The organism is Pseudoalteromonas sp. MMG005, from assembly GCF_018101015.1.
GTDB classification, from domain to species: domain Bacteria; phylum Pseudomonadota; class Gammaproteobacteria; order Enterobacterales; family Alteromonadaceae; genus Pseudoalteromonas; species Pseudoalteromonas aurantia.
The window spans coordinates 91,693-109,383 of sequence record NZ_JAGJEK010000004.1 but is presented as its reverse complement, the minus strand read 5'-3'; the positions used below and the strand labels follow the sequence as shown (position 1 = coordinate 109,383).

At 42.6% G+C, this 17,691-nt stretch carries 15 protein-coding genes and 1 tRNA gene; 10 read left to right on the top strand and 6 right to left on the bottom strand.

Annotated elements, in window-relative coordinates:
* Window positions 1-85: 85 nt before the first annotated feature.
* The gene (locus tag J8M01_RS04720) at window positions 86-1,414 is read left to right on the top strand and encodes a hypothetical protein (RefSeq protein ID WP_211057180.1); all 1,329 of its coding nucleotides are present in this window, start codon (window positions 86-88) and stop codon (window positions 1,412-1,414) included.
* A 70-nt stretch (window positions 1,415-1,484) separates the two neighbouring features.
* Here the strand turns inward: J8M01_RS04720 and cysQ are convergent, their stop codons facing one another.
* From cysQ to cysG, 6 genes are read right to left on the bottom strand one after another with little or no spacing between them, the layout of a single operon-like run.
* Window positions 1,485-2,258: a 3'(2'),5'-bisphosphate nucleotidase CysQ gene (cysQ, locus tag J8M01_RS04715; RefSeq protein ID WP_192509047.1), complete on the bottom strand. Its 774-nt coding sequence runs from the start codon at window positions 2,256-2,258 to the stop codon at window positions 1,485-1,487.
* A 3-nt stretch (window positions 2,259-2,261) separates the two neighbouring features.
* Window positions 2,262-2,858 (bottom strand): adenylyl-sulfate kinase, encoded by a 597-nt coding sequence (cysC, locus tag J8M01_RS04710; protein WP_210996346.1) that lies wholly within the window; start codon window positions 2,856-2,858, stop codon window positions 2,262-2,264.
* A 12-nt stretch (window positions 2,859-2,870) separates the two neighbouring features.
* Window positions 2,871-4,595, bottom strand: a complete 1,725-nt coding sequence (locus J8M01_RS04705) for an SLC13 family permease (RefSeq protein ID WP_211057179.1) — start codon at window positions 4,593-4,595, stop codon at window positions 2,871-2,873.
* A 33-nt stretch (window positions 4,596-4,628) separates the two neighbouring features.
* The gene (gene cysN / locus J8M01_RS04700) at window positions 4,629-6,044 is read right to left on the bottom strand and encodes a sulfate adenylyltransferase subunit CysN (RefSeq protein WP_192509044.1); all 1,416 of its coding nucleotides are present in this window, start codon (window positions 6,042-6,044) and stop codon (window positions 4,629-4,631) included.
* A complete protein-coding gene (cysD, locus tag J8M01_RS04695) occupies window positions 6,045-6,944 on the bottom strand; it encodes a sulfate adenylyltransferase subunit CysD (RefSeq protein WP_192509043.1) in 900 nt (299 codons plus the stop codon).
* A gap of 45 nt (window positions 6,945-6,989) precedes the next feature.
* A complete protein-coding gene (gene cysG, locus J8M01_RS04690) occupies window positions 6,990-8,411 on the bottom strand; it encodes a siroheme synthase CysG (RefSeq protein ID WP_211057245.1) in 1,422 nt (473 codons plus the stop codon).
* A 350-nt stretch (window positions 8,412-8,761) separates the two neighbouring features.
* Between cysG and deoC the strand changes: the two genes are divergently transcribed.
* The 9 genes from deoC to rpoB all read left to right on the top strand — a co-directional run bounded on the left by deoC (window position 8,762) and on the right by rpoB (window position 17,659).
* A complete protein-coding gene (gene deoC, locus J8M01_RS04685) occupies window positions 8,762-9,505 on the top strand; it encodes a deoxyribose-phosphate aldolase (RefSeq protein ID WP_192509041.1) in 744 nt (247 codons plus the stop codon).
* 131 nt (window positions 9,506-9,636) lie between these two features.
* Window positions 9,637-9,713: transfer RNA gene (locus J8M01_RS04680), tRNA-Trp, on the top strand.
* Between the two features lie 134 nt (window positions 9,714-9,847).
* Window positions 9,848-10,225, top strand: coding sequence for a preprotein translocase subunit SecE (secE, locus tag J8M01_RS04675; RefSeq protein WP_192509040.1), 378 nt, complete (start codon window positions 9,848-9,850; stop codon window positions 10,223-10,225).
* Window positions 10,226-10,229: 4 nt separating this feature from the next.
* Window positions 10,230-10,787 (top strand): transcription termination/antitermination protein NusG, encoded by a 558-nt coding sequence (gene nusG / locus J8M01_RS04670; RefSeq protein ID WP_192509039.1) that lies wholly within the window; start codon window positions 10,230-10,232, stop codon window positions 10,785-10,787.
* Between the two features lie 180 nt (window positions 10,788-10,967).
* Window positions 10,968-11,396: a 50S ribosomal protein L11 gene (rplK, locus tag J8M01_RS04665; RefSeq protein WP_010367640.1), complete on the top strand. Its 429-nt coding sequence runs from the start codon at window positions 10,968-10,970 to the stop codon at window positions 11,394-11,396.
* 4 nt (window positions 11,397-11,400) lie between these two features.
* The gene (rplA, locus tag J8M01_RS04660) at window positions 11,401-12,102 is read left to right on the top strand and encodes a 50S ribosomal protein L1 (protein WP_192509038.1); all 702 of its coding nucleotides are present in this window, start codon (window positions 11,401-11,403) and stop codon (window positions 12,100-12,102) included.
* A gap of 340 nt (window positions 12,103-12,442) precedes the next feature.
* Window positions 12,443-12,937 (top strand): 50S ribosomal protein L10, encoded by a 495-nt coding sequence (gene rplJ, locus J8M01_RS04655; RefSeq protein ID WP_010367644.1) that lies wholly within the window; start codon window positions 12,443-12,445, stop codon window positions 12,935-12,937.
* A 71-nt stretch (window positions 12,938-13,008) separates the two neighbouring features.
* Window positions 13,009-13,371, top strand: coding sequence for a 50S ribosomal protein L7/L12 (rplL, locus tag J8M01_RS04650; protein WP_010367646.1), 363 nt, complete (start codon window positions 13,009-13,011; stop codon window positions 13,369-13,371).
* A gap of 262 nt (window positions 13,372-13,633) precedes the next feature.
* A complete protein-coding gene (gene rpoB, locus J8M01_RS04645) occupies window positions 13,634-17,659 on the top strand; it encodes a DNA-directed RNA polymerase subunit beta (protein ID WP_211057178.1) in 4,026 nt (1,341 codons plus the stop codon).
* The last annotated feature ends 32 nt before the right edge of the window (window positions 17,660-17,691 follow it).

Here is a 17,691-nt window from a genome sequence, read left to right as displayed (position 1 = left end):
AGGCGTAGATTTTGACCAAAAACTAAGGTAGAGTCTTGGCATATTAACTATCGATCATAGAAAACCAAAAGGATTGTGGAGCGATATGCGTAAACCGTTATATATTCTGACCTTAGCTCTGTGTTTGTCAGCATGCACGAGCTTAGTAGAAAAAGGCGATAAGCTGTATAAACAAGGACTTTACCAACAAGCCGCAGAGTTGTATGAGCAAGCATTAGATGAAGACTCTGAAGATATAAAAGCAAGACAGGGCCTTGCAGTTGCACGGAATAAAATTATAGACCGAGGGTTAATTGAAGTAAGAATGCTACGTCTTGCTAGCAACTTTACCGGTGCCGCGCAAAAGTTAGAAACCATTTTGCGAAATCAGTCTCTCTGGAATTTACAGACGTATGGTGCTCAAGCTGCGACTCAAAGTGAAGAACTCGGTCATATGCAAGTATGGCTGCGTCGTGAAGCTGAGAACTTAGCACATGCTCAACAGCCAGATCGCTTTCGTTGGTTCGAAAGCCAATACGCTTATTTATTGAATAATGCTCAGATCACATCTGAATTATCGCGTTATCGGTCAATTTTGGCTAAAGATGGTAAAGCACGGTGTTTGTCTCTCGCGGAGCATGTATATGGTCAACGCTTTTTCTTAAGGCAGTTTGTCCATAAATATTGCCTAGCTTGGCAGCAACCTGTTTCTTTACAGCTTGATAATTATGATCAAAGTCGCTTTAGAAACGTGAAGATCAGGGAAAATTTAAAACTAGGTACATATGACAGTACCGCACAACGCTATTTAGTTGAAAACACAACATCTCAGCTACGCAATGTCTTTCAAGCAAGCTTATGGTACACATCACAAGCCAAACAAACGGCACGCTTTGAATTTAACACAGATATTAGTTACGAACGTCAAGCGCGTCATAGCCAGCAAGAAAAGCGTTATATGGTAACTGAATATAGAGTGGACCCAGCTGATCAGGAAAAGCGTGTTGAGGTCGACATTGAACGTGTTTATATTTACCCAGTTACAGAGTATCAAGAATATTACTCAGCACGTTTGGGATATGAAGGCTTAATTTCTGGACAAATGTTAAGCCATCAGCAGTCGAGCAGTGAAGTAAATAGTACTAAAAGCCACTCAGCAAACTTTAAAGAAGCTGATTTAGAGCCGTTAGTTGCACAATTTTTGAATCTTACCGATTTACTAAAAAGTCAGTTGGATCCCATTCAAGGAAAATTTGAGGAAGATCTTAATGCCCTTTGGCATCGACAGTATTGCCAACATTCTGCCGCTGAGTCTGTTGCTGAAAATGCGCTGCGCTGCGGTAAGGTTGACCCCCAAGAAGATTTTGTGAATCACTGGTTTAGACAAGAGTTTGGTGTTGATTATCGAGCAATGAAATCACTTTACGCATTATAGTGATATAGTGCGAATGACAAAAAGGCACCAACAGGTGCCTTTTTTGATAATACAGGCAGCTATTTTGGTACTACTGGCTTTCCAACCGAGAAACGATAAAGTAGGGGTTTAAATAACTGTCTTTTTGATTATAGGTCAATGGGGAGCCATCAATTTGAGTAATAGTTGCTCCTGCAATGGCTGCAACAGCATGACCTGCACCAGTATCCCATTCGCTCGTAGGTCCTAAACGAGGGTAAATGTCAGCGCTGCCTTCTGCTACTAGGCAAAGCTTAAGTGAACTACCTTTAGGGATCATCTCCACGTCTTCGAACTGCGCTAGGTAAGCTGCTAAGTCAGGGGATGGGTGCGAGCGAGAGCCAACCACGTTGATCCTACCTATGTTTGCTTTTTTAGTTACCTTGAGTTCGATACGGGCCTCACCACATTCTTTAAATGCTCCAATCGCATCTGCAGCTAAATAGCTCAGGTTGAGTGCTGGGGCATGAACGACACCTAAAACAGGCTTTCCATCTTTGATTAATGCAATATTAACGGTGAATTCACCATTTTTCTTAATAAACTCTTTAGTTCCATCAATCGGATCTACGAGCCAGTATTCATCCCAAGTTTGACGAGTTGCCCATGGGATATGTGCACTTTCTTCACTGAGAATCGGGGTGCTGGGGGTCAACTTCTGTAACCCTGCAACAATGACTTTATGTGCGGCGATGTCAGCTTCTGTAACAGGACTTTCATCTGCTTTATAATCAATCGCGAAGTCTCTCGCGTAGATAGGCATTATCGCTTCACCTGCCGTACGGCTTAGATGCAAAATTTCTTCGAGCAGGTCAGTTTGGTTCATGACTTATCCTATGATGTTTCTTTCTTTTAGATACGCTATCAGTTGAAGCACTGATTGGTCTAGCGAATTTTTACTGGTATCTAAAATGACTTCAGGCTTGAGTGGAATTTGATAGTCCGAATCAATACCTGTGAAGTGCTTGATCTCTCCTGCTCGGGCCTTTTTGTATAACCCTTTTGGATCTCGTTGCTCACAGATATCAAGTGGGGTATCTAAAAACACTTCGATAAACTCACCGTCATCAAGTAAATCACGCACCATGTCTCGTTCCGCTTGAAAAGGGGATATAAAAGCAGTGAGTACCACTAAACCAGCATCGGCCATAAGTTTGCTTAATTCACCAACACGGCGGATGTTTTCAATCCGATCGACGTCATTGAACCCCAAATCTTTACATAACCCATGGCGAACATTATCACCATCGAGTAAGTAAGTATGAATGCCTTGTTGATGTAAAGCACTTTCGAGTGCGCCCGCTACAGTACTTTTTCCAGAGCCAGAAAAACCAGTAAACCATAAAACACAAGGTTTATGACCTTTGTGCTCGTTACGCTGTGCTTTATCAACAGCATAGTTATGCCAAACTACATTTTCGTCCATTATATACGCCTACTAAAACGGAAAGACCATGGGGATGAGAGTCAGAACCGTGATTGAATAAATTATCGATAGGGGGAGGCCCATCGCGACATAATCTTTGATGCGGTAATTGCCCGCACTATAAACCATTAGGTTTGTTTGATAACCAAATGGAGAAATAAAACTGGCTGACGCACCAAATGCAACGGCCATGACAAAAGGTAAAGGGTTTACTCCAAACCCGGCAGCAAGCGCATAGGCGACAGGGAAGGATAAAGCGGCGGCGGCATTATTGGTGATGAGTTCAGTGAACACAACAGTCATCACAAATATGGCGATAAACGCCCCATATGGCCCAAAGTCTCCCAATAGAAAAAAGAGGGCATCGGAGATTTGCGCAGCGAGGCCAGTGCCAATCATTAGTTTTGCTAAGCCGATGGCACTGCCAACAATGGCAATGAGCTCGATAGGGAAACGACGCTTGAGCTCATTAACTTTGATAGTACCCATAAATACCAGCGCGACGAGCAATACCAATAGACCCTTCACTAACGGCACAATGTCTAAAATACTGAGTCCTAAAACCGCCACGAAGCTTATGAGTACAAGATTAGATTGTTTCGGTTTTAGGTGGGTTTGTAAGTCCAATCCCGAGATATAAACAAACTCGCGTTTTAAATTTGGCAGTGCATAAAATTGGTTACCAGGGGCCAATATAAGAGAGTCACCAGCTTGCAGTTGTACCTGCCCTAAGCCGCCCTGTAAACGGTCATGTCCGCGACGTATAGCGATAACGGCAGCGTGAAACTGCTCACGAAAGCGGACTTCTTTAACTGTTTTGCCAATGTACTTTGATGATTGACTTACCACCACTTCTACGAGGTGCTCAACGTCTTTTTCATGTTTGTCATGGACGATTTTTAAACCATCAAATCGAGTTAGCAATGGTACTGACTTAATATCGCCTACAAACAACAAGACGTCACCACTAAGAATTTCTTGCTGAGGAGTAACAGCACAAATGCGGCGCTCACCACGGATTATTTCGGCTAAGAAGAGATCTTTCAAATCACGTAATCCGTTCTCTTCTACTGTGCGGCCTACAAGTTTCGAATGAGCCTGCACTTTGCCTTCCAGATAAAATGGTACAACTTCTTGGTCGGCTTTTCCGTTGTCAGGTAAATATTTGAGCATGACCATAATTGTTAACAAACCAACAAACAACGCACCCAAGCCAACCAGCGTAAAATCAAAAAAACCAAGGGGTTGCATACCTGCATCAACGGCAAAACCATTCACAATGAGGTTGGTTGAAGTACCTATGAGTGTTAACGTTCCCCCTAGAATTGCGGTATATGACAGCGGTAATAATAGCTTTGAAGGGGAGTGAGTTGGGCTGTCTTTGATTGCAGAAATCAACGAGGCAACTACGGCGGTATTGTTCGTAAATGATGATAAAAAGGCGGTAGATAAGCCGAGTTTCATCACGGATTTTGATAAACTGCCTTTCGCCAATGATTGCGCGAGCTTTTGTACTAAGGTGGTTTTTTCAATCGCAACGGATACCAGAATTAACAAAATAAGCGTGATTAAAGATGGATTAGCATAATTAACGAGCATGCTCTCAAGGTCGATTAATCCCGTTAAGTAGCTGGTGCCGATGGCACCAACAAATAACCACGCAGGCTTTAGGCGAGTGCCAAATAGGCACCCTACTAAAGTCAGCATTATACCTGTTAAAATGATTTGCTCGTACATCCTAGAATGCTCCTAATAACAGGTATATCGACATTACTTTAACTTTGAAATGTCTAGGGCTTGCCAATGTGGGAAGTGCTTACGTACCAGCCCATTAAACTCGATCTCAAATTCACTGAATTGTGATTGATTTGCGGCTTGTTCACTCAGTAGCGTTTCTATCATACCAGCACCCACTGTTAAGTTAGACAATCGGTCGATAAGGATAAATGCGCCTGTTTCACGATTGTTACGATAGCTATCAGCGACAATACTCTCGGTTAACTCAAGTGTAACAACCGCAATTTCATTGAGTTGTAGGTTATCGGCTGCGCCATGCTCTAATGTATTTACATCGATGGTGTAATCAATCTTCTTAACAATAGCAGCAGTATTTTTACTACCCAGCTTAAAGTTATAGCTTTTGCCTAACACTAATGGCGCTTCATGCATCCACACAAGTTTTGCTTGAACTTGGTTAGTTGCTATCGCGGTCGCGTCAGCAGCAACGATCACATCGCCACGGCTCACATCGACTTCGTCATTAAGTGTGATGGTAAATGCTTGACCAGCTTCTGCTTTATCTAGATTGCCATCGAATGTAACAAGTTCTTTAATTGTAGATTTTTTACCTGACGGTAATACCTTTATCGCTTGTCCAGCTTTTAATGTACCTGAAGTAAGAGTACCTTGAAAGCCACGGAAATCTAAATTTGGGCGTACCACGTATTGTACTGGGAAGCGAGCTTCAAATTCATTGTTAGCCGCTGCAGCTGGTGAGTCTTCTAATAACTCTAGCAACGGTTTATCAGTATAATATGGCGTATGCTCAGAGCGTGTTACAACGTTATCACCCTTAAGTGCTGACATTGGTACAAATTTGATATCTGTGACATTTAGTTGTTCCGCAAATTTTAAATATTGCGCTTTAATGCGTTCGAAGACGGCTTCATCAAAGTCACAAATATCCATCTTATTAATAGCGACAACAAATTGCTTTATACCTAAAGAGTCACAGATGAAGCTATGACGTTTAGTTTGTATTTGCACTCCATAGCGGGCATCTACCAAGATAATAGCCAAGTCGCTGGTTGACGCTCCTGTTACCATATTTCGGGTATATTGTTCATGCCCTGGCGTGTCAGCAATGATAAATTTACGTTTGGTTGTTGAAAAGTAACGATATGCAACGTCGATTGTGATCCCTTGCTCTCGTTCAGCTTGGAGGCCATCAACCAGCAAAGCTAAATCAAGATCTTCACCAGCATTACCGACTTTTTCGTTATCTTTATGCAGAGCAGCTAACTGATCTTCATAAATTTGGTGGCTATCATGCAGTAGCCGGCCAATCAGGGTCGACTTACCATCATCGACGCTGCCACAAGTCATCATACGTAATAAACTTTTGTCTTGCTGGCGTGCTAGATAAGCGTCAATGCCTAGCTCTTTTACTTCATTTGCAGTCGTCATTTAGAAATACCCCTCACGTTTTTTCTTCTCCATTGACCCTGACGAGTCATGATCAATCACGCGGCCTTCTCGCTCAGATGAGGTAGATAGCAGCATTTCTTCGATAATTTCAGTTAAAGTGCTTGCCGTTGATTCGACCGCACCTGTGAGTGGGTAGCAGCCTAGAGTCCGAAATCGAACCGATTTCATTTCAGGCACTTCGCCTTCTTCGAGCGGCATACGTTCATCATCTACCATGATTAATGTACCGTCACGCTCTACGACAGGACGTTTTTTCGCAAGATATAATGGCACCATATCAATGTTTTCTTGATAGATATATTGCCAAATATCTAGTTCAGTCCAGTTAGACAATGGAAAAACACGGATACTTTCACCAGGGTTTACTTGGCTGTTGTATGTATTCCAAAGTTCAGGGCGTTGATTTTTCGGGTCCCAGCGATGGTGTTTGTCACGGAATGAATAAACACGCTCTTTAGCTCGCGATTTTTCTTCGTCACGACGAGCACCACCAAAAGCGGCGTCAAATCCATATTTATCTAACGCTTGTTTTAAACCTTGGGTTTTCATGACGTCGGTGTGTTTCGCTGAGCCGTGAGTAAATGGACCCATGCCCATTTCAATCCCTTCTGGGTTTTTATGGATTAATAAATCAAAGCCATACTCTTTAGCCAAACGATCGCGAAATTCAATCATCTCTCGGAATTTCCAATTCGTATCCACGTGTAATAAAGGGAACGGAATTTTAGCTGGATAAAACGCTTTACGCGCTAAATGCAAAAGCACCGAAGAGTCTTTACCAATAGAGTAAAGCATCACTGGGTTCTCAAACTCAGCGGCGACTTCGCGAATAATCTTTATACTCTCAGCTTCAAGCTGCTGAAGATGTGTTAAAGCCATTGTCGTCGTCCTACTTAAAAATAAAAAATCGTTATAAAAAGTAATTTATGCTACTTCTGTTAATGGCTGTGCATAACTACTCGTTTGAGCTGTGCTACCAAACCAAGCTAGTTGTTCATGTAATGCTGCAACTTCCCCTATAATGAGTAGTGCAGGTGATACAATTTTATGGTGCTCAATTTGCTCAGCTAATTGACTTAATTGAGTCCGTACCACACGTTGCTCTTTTCGTGTACCATTTTCAACAATCGCGACAGGTGTATCTCCACCGCGGCCGTATTTTATTAATTGTGCTTGTATATGTGGCGATTTTAGTACGCCCATATAGATTGCCAGGGTTTGATTTGGTTTAGCCAGAGATGGCCAATCTAGTTCTTGACCATCCTTCTTACAGTGACCAGTAACAAATTGAATTGCTTGAGCATGATCTCTATGCGTCAGAGGTATACCTGCATAGGCGCTGCATCCAGCGGCCGCGGTTATTCCTGGTACAATTTGGTACCTTACATTATGTTGTGCAAGTACTTGAACTTCTTCGCCACCTCGTCCATATATAAAAGGGTCTCCCCCCTTTATTCTACAGACTTTCTTACCTTGTTGTGCCAAATTGACCAATATTTGATTGGTGTCTTCTTGTTTCACACTGTGATTGCCGAGTCGCTTTCCAACACAAATCAAATCTGCATCACGGCGCACGAGATCCATAATCTCGTCAGAAACTAAATAGTCATAAACGACGACGTCTGCTTGTTGCATAAGCTGCAAGGCTTTTAAAGTAAGCAACTCAGGGTCACCAGGACCAGCCCCGACAACATATACCTCACCTTCAGGCTCTGCTTTAGCATCGAGCATATCGTGCAATTGTGCGGTCGCGCCTTGCGTATCGCCTACTTGCACTTTGCTAACAACACTTGAGTCGAACACACCTTCCCAGAATTGTCGTCTATCGGCAAAGTGTTTAAAGCGGGCTTTTACATTGTTTCTAAAGCTACCCACTAACGTCGCTAACGGACCTATATGCTGTGGAATAAGCGTTTCTAGCTTTTCACGCAGACGTCTTGCTAAGACGGGGGCGGTTCCCGCACTAGAAATAGCTACGGTGATTGGGTCTCTATCGACAATTGATGGGAAAATAAAGGTACATTTTGGTTGATCATCAACAACATTGACAAAAATATTGCGTCTATTAGCTAATTCGAAGACGGTGTTATTCACAGATTCGTTATCAGTTGCAGCAATGACGAGCATTTTTCCATCTAAATGAGACTCTTCAAAGTAAGCCGTGATTAAGTAGACTTCATTTTTGCTAGCGTGCTCTAATAATTCATCGCAAAACTCAGGCGCTACAAGTGTCACCTTTGCTCGGGCTTTTAAAAAAGCTCGGCATTTTCTTAGTGCAACGTCACCACCACCGACGACGAGCACCGGTTTATTATCAAGCTTGGTAAATATAGGTAAGTATTGCACGTTAGTAACCTCTTTCTTAATACGAATGCTTAAGCCAACATGACGGTTGTTGGTTGCGAGCAGATGAGCAGAATATAGCGGGGCTAGCATAAGAAAAAAGAATTTAAACTAAATTGTTATAACTAAAAGTTATATGGGGGGTGTAATTTTGACCTAAGGCTTAAGTTACAAGGGATTACCCGAATTTATGGTTTCTCATTTAAGGCTTAGAGTGTTTGGTTATGAGTTATGCTGAGGGTACGTTTGTGATTGCGTCTTAAAGTTTGTCACATTAAGGACAAATGTCCTGTAGCAATAAAGCAAGATGCATTTAACTGAACAGAGACACAATTGATGAATGGATATAACGTATGACACGACACTCGTCTGCTTTGCTGGCGCTTAGTTTAATGGATCTAACGTCGTTAAATGAGAGTGACTCAGAAAGTAGTATCTCAGACTTTATAAGTAGTATTGATGTGCAATATACGTTACCTGCTGCCATTTGTATTTATCCAGAATTTATTAAACATGCCCGTGCGACTTTAGAGTTGCAAAACTTGCAGCAAATTAAGATAGCAACAGTTACCAACTTTCCAAGTGGGGAAAATTCATTAGAGTCTGTTTTACACGCTACTGAACAGGCGTTGCAAGATGGTGCTTCTGAAATTGATTTAGTGCTACCGTATAAACAGCTTATCGCTGGGGACCCTGATACACCATGGGAATATGTGCATTCAAGTAAGCAATTGTGTGTGGGTAAAGCAACCTTAAAAGTGATTATTGAAAGCGGTCAGTTGGCTGATGCTGAGCTTATTGCTCAAGCGAGTGAAATTGCTATTTTAGCTGGAGCTGATTTTGTTAAAACCAGCACAGGAAAAGTACCAGTAAACGCAACACTTGAAGCTGCTGAAGTTATATTAAACACAATAAAAAAAATGGGCCGTGATGTGGGCTTTAAAGCCGCCGGTGGCGTAAAATCCGTACAAGATGCACAAGCATACTTATGCCTCGCAGAAAAAATTATGGGTACGGAATGGATTTGTAGTGAGCATTTTCGTTTTGGCGCATCCAGTTTACTGAAAGATGTTTATCATGTGTTGAAAATGGAGTGACGGTCTCGTATTGAGGTTTGTTTGTGGGAAAAATGCTCGGATAGCGTATTTTTACACAATGATTTTTGCTTTTGCATATCTTTTACTCTTGTTTTCAATTTGTTCGTCAGTATAATGGGCGTCCACTTTGCAGGGGCGTAGTTCCAATTGGTAGAACAGCGGTCTCCAAAACCGATGGTTGCGGGTTCGAGTCCTGCCGCCCCTGCCATTCATATTGATGAGTCCAAATCTAAAATAAGGTGTTGGTTTCTTACACATTAGCGCTTATTTATACATTTGGATTTAATGGATTAACCCTGTCTTGGTGCAGGGTTGTTGTGTCTGTATTTAAGGTAAATTATTATGAGCACTAATGTTGAAACGCCGTCAAGCTCGATGGACATGGTTAAATGGCTAGTTGCAATTTCGTTGTTGACTGGCGCAGTGGTATTTAATTACCTCTACGCTGATATGTCAGTATTGATACGTGCAGTTGGCGTTGTGGTCGCAGTTGCAGTGGCATTAGGTATCGCTGCTACAACAGGAAAAGGGAGCATCTTCATTGCGTTTGCAAAAGAAGCTCGCATTGAAGTTCGTAAGGTTGTTTGGCCAACGCGTCAAGAAACGACTCACACAACATTTATTGTTATGATTGCGACTGTAATAATGGCGTTAATCCTTTGGGGTTTAGACGGCCTGTTATTCCGAGTTGTTGGCTTTTTAACTGGATTGGAGATCTGATCCCATGTCGGATGAGAACAAAGAAAAGAAATTACGTTGGTACGTAATTCAAGCGTTTTCAGGATATGAAAAACGTGTAGCTCAAACCATTAATGAGCATATTAAAATCGAAGGCTTGGAAGATAGCTTCGGTGAAGTGTTAGTACCAACGGAAGAAGTTGTAGAAATGCGTGCAGGTCAAAAGCGCAAATCTGAACGCAAATTCTTCCCAGGTTATGTGCTAGTTGAAATGGACATGAATGATGCTAGCTGGCACTTGGTGAATAGTACGCCTCGTGTAATGGGCTTTATTGGTGGTACATCTGATCGCCCTGCACCTATTAGCAAAAAAGAAGCGGATCGTATTCTTAATCGTTTACAAGAAAATGCAGAAGCGCCTAAGCCGGCTACGTTGTTTGAAGTGGGTGAAGTGGTTCGTGTTACAGATGGTCCATTTGCTGATTTCAGCGGTGTTGTTGAAGAAGTGGATTATGAAAAGAGCCGCGTAAAAGTATCGGTTCTGATCTTTGGCCGTTCAACGCCGGTGGATCTAGATTTTGGTCAAGTAGAGAAAGATAAGTAATTTTTCTTTTACTGACTTGAAAAAGGCCGCTGGTTAACTTATAATCAGCGGCCTTTTTGTATTCGCTCCTTTACTATTTTGTAAATGTAAGTGGCAAAAAGCTTTTTATTAATTTGGGAAGCCGTTTGAGTACGCGTCCTCGCGCGCACAAGGCTAAGACCCACCTAATGAGGTATTATCATGGCTAAAAAAGTTGAAGCTCTAATCAAGCTACAAGTTGCTGCTGGTATGGCTAATCCAAGTCCTCCAGTAGGTCCTGCACTAGGTCAACACGGTGTTAACATCATGGAATTCTGTAAAGCGTTCAACGCACGTACAGAGTCTATTGAGAAAGGCGCACCAGTTCCTGTTGTAATCTCAGTTTACAATGATCGTTCTTTCACGTTCGACATGAAAACTCCACCAGCTTCTTATTTGCTTAAGAAAGCGGCTGGCATCAAGTCTGGTTCAGGCCGTCCTAACACTGAAAAAGTGGGTACAGTTACACGTGCTCAACTTGAAGAGATTGTTGAGACTAAACGTCCTGACCTTACAGCTGCCGATTTAGATGCAGCGGTTCGCACTATCGCAGGTTCTGCGCGTGCGATGGGCTTGGATGTAGAGGGATAATATAATGGCTAAACTTACTAAACGTATGCGTACTATCCGCGAAAAAGTGGAAGTATCTAAAGATTACGAAATCAACGAAGCAGTTGCGCTTCTAAAAGAGCTAGCGACAGCTAAGTTCGTTGAAAGTGTTGACGTTGCAGTTAATCTTGGTATCGATGCACGTAAATCTGACCAAAACGTTCGTGGTGCTACGGTACTACCACACGGTACTGGTCGTGAAGTGCGCGTTGCTGTATTCACTCAGGGTGCAAACGCTGATGCTGCTAAAGAAGCTGGTGCTGATTTAGTGGGCATGGAAGAACTTGCTGAGCAAGTTAAAAAAGGCGAAATGAACTTTGACGTTGTTGTTGCTTCTCCAGATGCAATGCGCGTTGTTGGTCAACTAGGTCAAATCCTAGGTCCACGTGGTCTTATGCCTAACCCTAAAACTGGTACTGTTACGCCTAACGTTGCAGAAGCAGTTAAAAATGCTAAAGCTGGTCAGGTTCGCTACCGTAACGATAAGAACGGCATCATCCACACTACTATCGGTAAAGTGGATTTCACAGCTGTTCAGTTACAAGAAAACCTTGAGTCTTTACTTGTAGCGCTTAAGAAGGCGAAGCCTTCACAAGCAAAAGGTGCTTACCTTAAGAAGGTAACTATCTCTACAACTATGGGCGCAGGTGTTGCTCTAGATCAAGCTACTCTAAATACTGTAGTATAAGTTTTTAGAAAATAGCATTTACATGGCGTAAAATTTGTACTATAATTTCGCGCCATTTTGTTGAGAAATTTACTTGTAAATTGACCAATAATGTAAAGAATTCGGGTTGAAGCATATAATTTCGTTAAGCTTTAATAGCAAGACGATAAATTGTGCTTCCGTCCAAGACCGTAGGAGGCTTTCGGGTCTTAATATTATTCCTACGTAGACGGTGTGAATCCCAGCTAGATTTTTCCTAATCTTCTGGCTCTCGCCGTAAAAAGCATCTCTGTCGTATTAGCGACAGGGTAGAGTAGAACTGAAAAACATTACGTTTTTCAATAAACCAGGAGTAACACCCATGGCTTTAAATCTTCAAGACAAAAAGGCAATTGTTGCTGAAGTCAACGAAGCTGCCAAAGGTGCTCTATCAGCAGTTGTTGCTGATTCTCGTGGTGTAACAGTAGGTGCAATCACTGCTCTTCGTAAAGAAGCTCGTGAAGCTGGTGTATGGATGAAAGTAGTCCGTAACACGCTAGCTAAACGTGCTGTTGAAGGCACTGATTACGAATGCCTAAACGAATCACTAGTTGGTCCAAGCCTTATCGCTTTCTCTTCAGAGCACCCAGGTGCTGCTGCGCGTATCTTTGCTGATTTCGCGAAAAAGAACGAAGAATTTGAGCTTAAGACTGCTGCATTCGAAGGTAAAGTTGTAGACGTAGATATGCTTGCTAAGCTACCTACATACGACGAAGCTGTTGCACGCTTAATGAGCGCTATGAAAGAAGCGTCTGCTGGCAAATTGTGTAAAACAATTGAAGCAGTACGTGTACAGAAAGCTGAGCAAGCTGCTTAATTTAAGCCCGCTCCTTTCGTTAATAAATTTTTTTGAACCACATGGGTTCGTAAATAATTAGGAAATTTGAAATGTCTGTAACTAAAGACCAAATCCTTGACGCAATTGCTGAAATGTCAGTAATGGACGTTGTTGAACTAGTAGAAGCAATGGAAGAGAAGTTCGGTGTAACTGCAGCAGCTGCTGTTGTTGCTGGTCCTGCTGCTGAAGCTGCTGAAGAGAAAACTGAATTTGACGTTATTCTTACAGCTGCTGGCGCTAACAAAGTTGCTTCTATCAAAGCAGTACGTGGCGCAACTGGTCTAGGCCTTAAAGAAGCTAAAGCACTTGTTGAAGCTGCTCCAACTCCAGTGAAAGAAGCTGTTTCTAAAGAAGAAGCTGAAGCACTTAAAACTGATCTTGAAGCAGCTGGTGCTGAAGTTGAGATCAAGTAATCTAGCTTTTGCTAGGTTCGCTGTCTGAGAAATCAGGCAAGGGCTGGTGATTTTTTAATCACCGGCCCTTTTGCGCTATAGCGTGAGTATTCGTTTAGCGCAAAACCTCTATGTTTTTTCATTATTTTCAATGGCTTATATTTTTGTTAATGAAGTTAAAATGTAGAGTGACAATTAGATGTTGTTATCCTGGCTTAGATGCCAGTTAAGTCTGTTCATACAAGAACAGGTTGGGTCAAAGATCAGCAAGCTGAGGAACCCCATGGCTTACTCTTATTCTGAAAAGAAACGTATCCGTAAGGATTTTGGTAAACGTCCACAAGTTTTGGACATACCTTTCTTACTGTCTACGCAGTTAGAATCGTTCAAAAAGTTCTTGAATCCGGACGCCGATGGTGATCATGGTTTGGAAGCAGCATTTCGTTCTGTTTTTCCAATCAAAAGCTACTCGGGAAATTCTGAGCTTCAATACGTAAGTTATCGTATTGGTGAGCCAGTATTCGATGTAAAAGAATGTCAAATTCGCGGTGTGACTTTTTCTGCTCCACTTCGCGTAAAACTTCGTCTTGTGCTAATGGATAAAGAAGCGCCAGGCACAGTAAAAGACATTAAAGAGCAAGAAGTATATATGGGCGAAATCCCGCTCATGACAGACACTGGTACGTTTGTTATAAATGGTACTGAGCGTGTAATCGTTTCTCAGCTACACCGTTCACCTGGTGTATTCTTTGATAACGACCGTGGTAAGTCTCATTCGTCTGGCAAAGTGCTTTATAATGCACGTGTTATTCCTTACCGTGGTTCATGGTTAGACTTCGAATTCGACGTAAAAGATAATCTTTATGTTCGTATTGACCGTCGCCGTAAATTACCTGCATCAATCATCTTACGTGCGCTTGAGTACACGACCGAAGAAATTCTAGGAATGTTCTTCGAGACGACTGCATTTGAAGTGTCTAACGGTAAAGTATTAATGGAGCTAGTACCATCGCGTCTTCGTGGTGAAACAGCGGCTTTTGATATTAAAGATGATGAAGGCGAAGTGTTGGTTGAATCTGGCCGTCGTGTTACAGCGCGCCACATCAAAACACTTGAAAAGAAAGAAATCAAACACCTTGAAGTACCACATGAGTACATTATAGGTCGCGTTGTTGCTAAGAACTACGTTGATACATCTACAGGCGAAGTAATTGTTGAGGCAAATGCTGAGTTATCTCTTGAGTTGATGGCAGAGCTTGTAAAAGCCGGCCACACTAAGATCGATACCCTGTACATCAATGATGTAGACAGCGGTGCTTACATTTCTGATACTGTGCGCATTGACTCTACTAGCAACCGCCTAGAAGCATTGGTAGAAATCTACCGTATGATGCGCCCAGGTGAGCCGCCAACGAAAGATGCTGCTGAAGCATTATTCGATAACCTATTCTTCTCTGAAGAGCGTTATGACTTATCGACTGTTGGTCGTATGAAGTTTAACAGCCGTGTAGGTTACGATACAGATACAGGCCCTGGTACATTAAACAAAACTGATATTGTTTCTGTGATGAAGGTATTAATCGACATCAGAAATGGTAAAGGTGAAGTAGATGATATCGACCACCTTGGTAACCGTCGTATTCGCTCTGTTGGCGAAATGGCTGAAAACCAATTCCGTGTTGGTCTTGTGCGTGTTGAGCGTGCTGTACGTGAACGCCTAAGTCTTGGTGACCTTGATGCAATTATGCCTCAAGATCTTATTAATGCTAAGCCTATTTCTGCAGCAGTTAAAGAGTTCTTCGGTTCTTCACAGCTCTCTCAGTTTATGGACCAAAACAACCCGCTTTCAGAAGTAACGCACAAGCGTCGTATTTCTGCATTAGGTCCGGGTGGTTTGACACGTGAACGTGCTGGCTTCGAAGTGCGAGATGTACACGTAACGCACTATGGTCGTGTTTGTCCAATCGAAACGCCGGAAGGCCCGAACATCGGTCTAATCAATTCATTGTCAACGTATGCACGTACAAATGATTACGGTTTCTTAGAAACACCATACCGTAAAGTTGTCGATAGCGTTGTAACCGATGAAGTTGATTACCTTTCTGCTATTGAGGAAGGTCAGTTTGTAATCGCACAGGCGAACTCAAACTTAGACGAAAATAACGAATTTATTGATGAGCAGATCCCGTGTCGTCACAAAGGTGAATCAACCTTTATGGGTCGTGCTGACATTCAATATATGGACGTATCTCCACAGCAGGTTATCTCTGTGGCAGCTGCGCTTATCCCGTTCCTTGAACACGATGATGCTAACCGTGCATTGATGGGTTCAAACATGCAACGTCAAGCAGTTCCGACGTTAAAAGCAGATAAGCCGTTAGTTGGTACTGGTATTGAACTTACACTTGCGAAAGATTCAGGTGTAACCATCGTTGCAAAACGTGGCGGTGTAGTGAAATACGCTGATGCAAGCCGTATCGTTGTAAACGTTAATGAAGATGAGCGAGTGCCTGGCGAAGCCGGTATCGACATTTATAACTTAACGAAATACACACGTTCAAACCAAAACACGTGTATTAACCAAAAACCAACTTGTATGGTTGGTGAGCCGGTTGTACGTGGTGATGTACTTGCAGATGGTCCATCAACAGATTTAGGTGATTTGGCACTAGGTCAAAACTTACGTGTGGCATTCATGCCTTGGAATGGTTACAACTTCGAAGACTCGATTTTATTATCTGAGCGCGTTGTTGAAGAAGATCGTCTAACGACTATCCACATTCAAGAGCTACAGTGTATTGCCCGTGATACTAAGTTAGGTCCAGAAGAAATCACTGCTGATATTCCAAACGTAGGTGAGTCTGCGTTAGGTAAGCTTGATGAGTCAGGTGTTGTATATATTGGTGCAGAAGTGAAAGGCGGCGATATTTTAGTTGGTAAAGTAACCCCTAAAGGTGAAACACAACTAACACCTGAAGAGAAGCTACTGCGTGCGATCTTCGGTGAGAAAGCATCTGATGTAAAAGATAGCTCTCTGCGTGTTCCAAACTCTGTTACTGGTACTGTAATCGATGTACAAGTATTCACTCGAGATGGCGTTGAAAAAGATAAACGTGCACTTGAAGTAGAAGATATGCAGCTTCGCGAAGCGAAAAAAGACTTCAACGAAGAGTTTAAGATTCTGGAAGGTGGTGTACTAAATCGTGCTCGTAACCTACTTGTTCAAGCAGGCTTTAGTGAAGACAACATTGCAGAGCTAAGCACTGAGAGATTGCTAACGCAAAGTCTTGCTGATGAAGGTCAACAATCTGAACTTGAGCAGTTAGCTGCACAGTACGATGAGCTTAAAGCTGAGTACGACAAAAAGTTTGAGAACAAGCGTCGCAAGATCACCCAAGGTGATGACTTAGCGCCGGGCGTACTTAAGATTGTTAAGGTTTACCTTGCCGTTAAACGTCGTATCCAGCCTGGTGATAAAATGGCTGGTCGTCACGGTAACAAAGGTGTTATCTCGACTATCGTACCTGTTGAAGACATGCCTTATGATGACAAAGGCCGTACTGTAGATATCGTGTTGAACCCGCTAGGTGTACCATCACGGATGAACATCGGTCAGATCCTTGAAACACATATGGGTCTTGCTGCTCGTGGTATTGGTGAGCGCATCGAAGAAATGATGAAAGAGCAACGTGAACTTCACGAATTGCGCGAATTCATCAAAAAAGCATACGAAGTCGGTGATTGTCGTCAGAAGGTAGATATTGCTAGTTTCTCTGATGATGAAGTCCAACGCTTAGCTGTAAACCTTAAAGGTGGTTTACCAATTGCAACACCTGCATTTGATGGTGCAAAAGAAAGCGAAATCAAAGAGCTACTTGAGCTAGGTGGATACCCATCAAGCGGTCAGGTTACGCTTTATGATGGTCGTACTGGTGATGCATTTGAACGTCAAGTAACCGTAGGTTACATGTACATGTTAAAACTTAACCACTTGGTTGATGACAAGATGCACGCACGTTCAACAGGTTCTTACAGCTTAGTAACTCAGCAGCCACTAGGTGGTAAAGCTCAGTTCGGTGGACAGCGATTCGGTGAGATGGAGGTATGGGCATTAGAAGCATACGGTGCTGCCTATACACTTCAGGAAATGTTGACAGTTAAGTCGGATGACGTAAACGGTCGTACTAAGATGTATAAAAACATCGTTGACGGTAACCATAAAATGGAACCGGGTATGCCAGAGTCATTCAACGTATTGCTCAAAGAGATCCGCTCACTCGGTATCAACATCGAGTTGGAAGAACACTAATCCGATTGCCGCATCATTAAGGTGCGGCAGTG

Bases quoted from the DNA above. Each gene is read 5' to 3' on its own strand.
- rplA (WP_192509038.1), top strand. From the start codon at position 11,401: ATGGCTAAACTTACTAAACGTATGCGTACTATCCGCGAAAAAGTGGAA.
- cysN (WP_192509044.1), bottom strand. From the start codon at position 6,044: ATGACGACTGCAAATGAAGTAAAAGAGCTAGGCATTGACGCTTATCTA.
- J8M01_RS04720 (WP_211057180.1), top strand. From the start codon at position 86: ATGCGTAAACCGTTATATATTCTGACCTTAGCTCTGTGTTTGTCAGCA.
- rplK (WP_010367640.1), top strand. From the start codon at position 10,968: ATGGCTAAAAAAGTTGAAGCTCTAATCAAGCTACAAGTTGCTGCTGGT.
- secE (WP_192509040.1), top strand. From the start codon at position 9,848: ATGAGCACTAATGTTGAAACGCCGTCAAGCTCGATGGACATGGTTAAA.
- rplL (WP_010367646.1), top strand. From the start codon at position 13,009: ATGTCTGTAACTAAAGACCAAATCCTTGACGCAATTGCTGAAATGTCA.
- deoC (WP_192509041.1), top strand. From the start codon at position 8,762: ATGACACGACACTCGTCTGCTTTGCTGGCGCTTAGTTTAATGGATCTA.
- J8M01_RS04705 (WP_211057179.1), bottom strand. From the start codon at position 4,595: ATGTACGAGCAAATCATTTTAACAGGTATAATGCTGACTTTAGTAGGG.
- cysQ (WP_192509047.1), bottom strand. From the start codon at position 2,258: ATGAACCAAACTGACCTGCTCGAAGAAATTTTGCATCTAAGCCGTACG.
- cysD (WP_192509043.1), bottom strand. From the start codon at position 6,944: ATGGCTTTAACACATCTTCAGCAGCTTGAAGCTGAGAGTATAAAGATT.
- rplJ (WP_010367644.1), top strand. From the start codon at position 12,443: ATGGCTTTAAATCTTCAAGACAAAAAGGCAATTGTTGCTGAAGTCAAC.
- nusG (WP_192509039.1), top strand. From the start codon at position 10,230: ATGTCGGATGAGAACAAAGAAAAGAAATTACGTTGGTACGTAATTCAA.
- cysC (WP_210996346.1), bottom strand. From the start codon at position 2,858: ATGGACGAAAATGTAGTTTGGCATAACTATGCTGTTGATAAAGCACAG.
- rpoB (WP_211057178.1), top strand. From the start codon at position 13,634: ATGGCTTACTCTTATTCTGAAAAGAAACGTATCCGTAAGGATTTTGGT.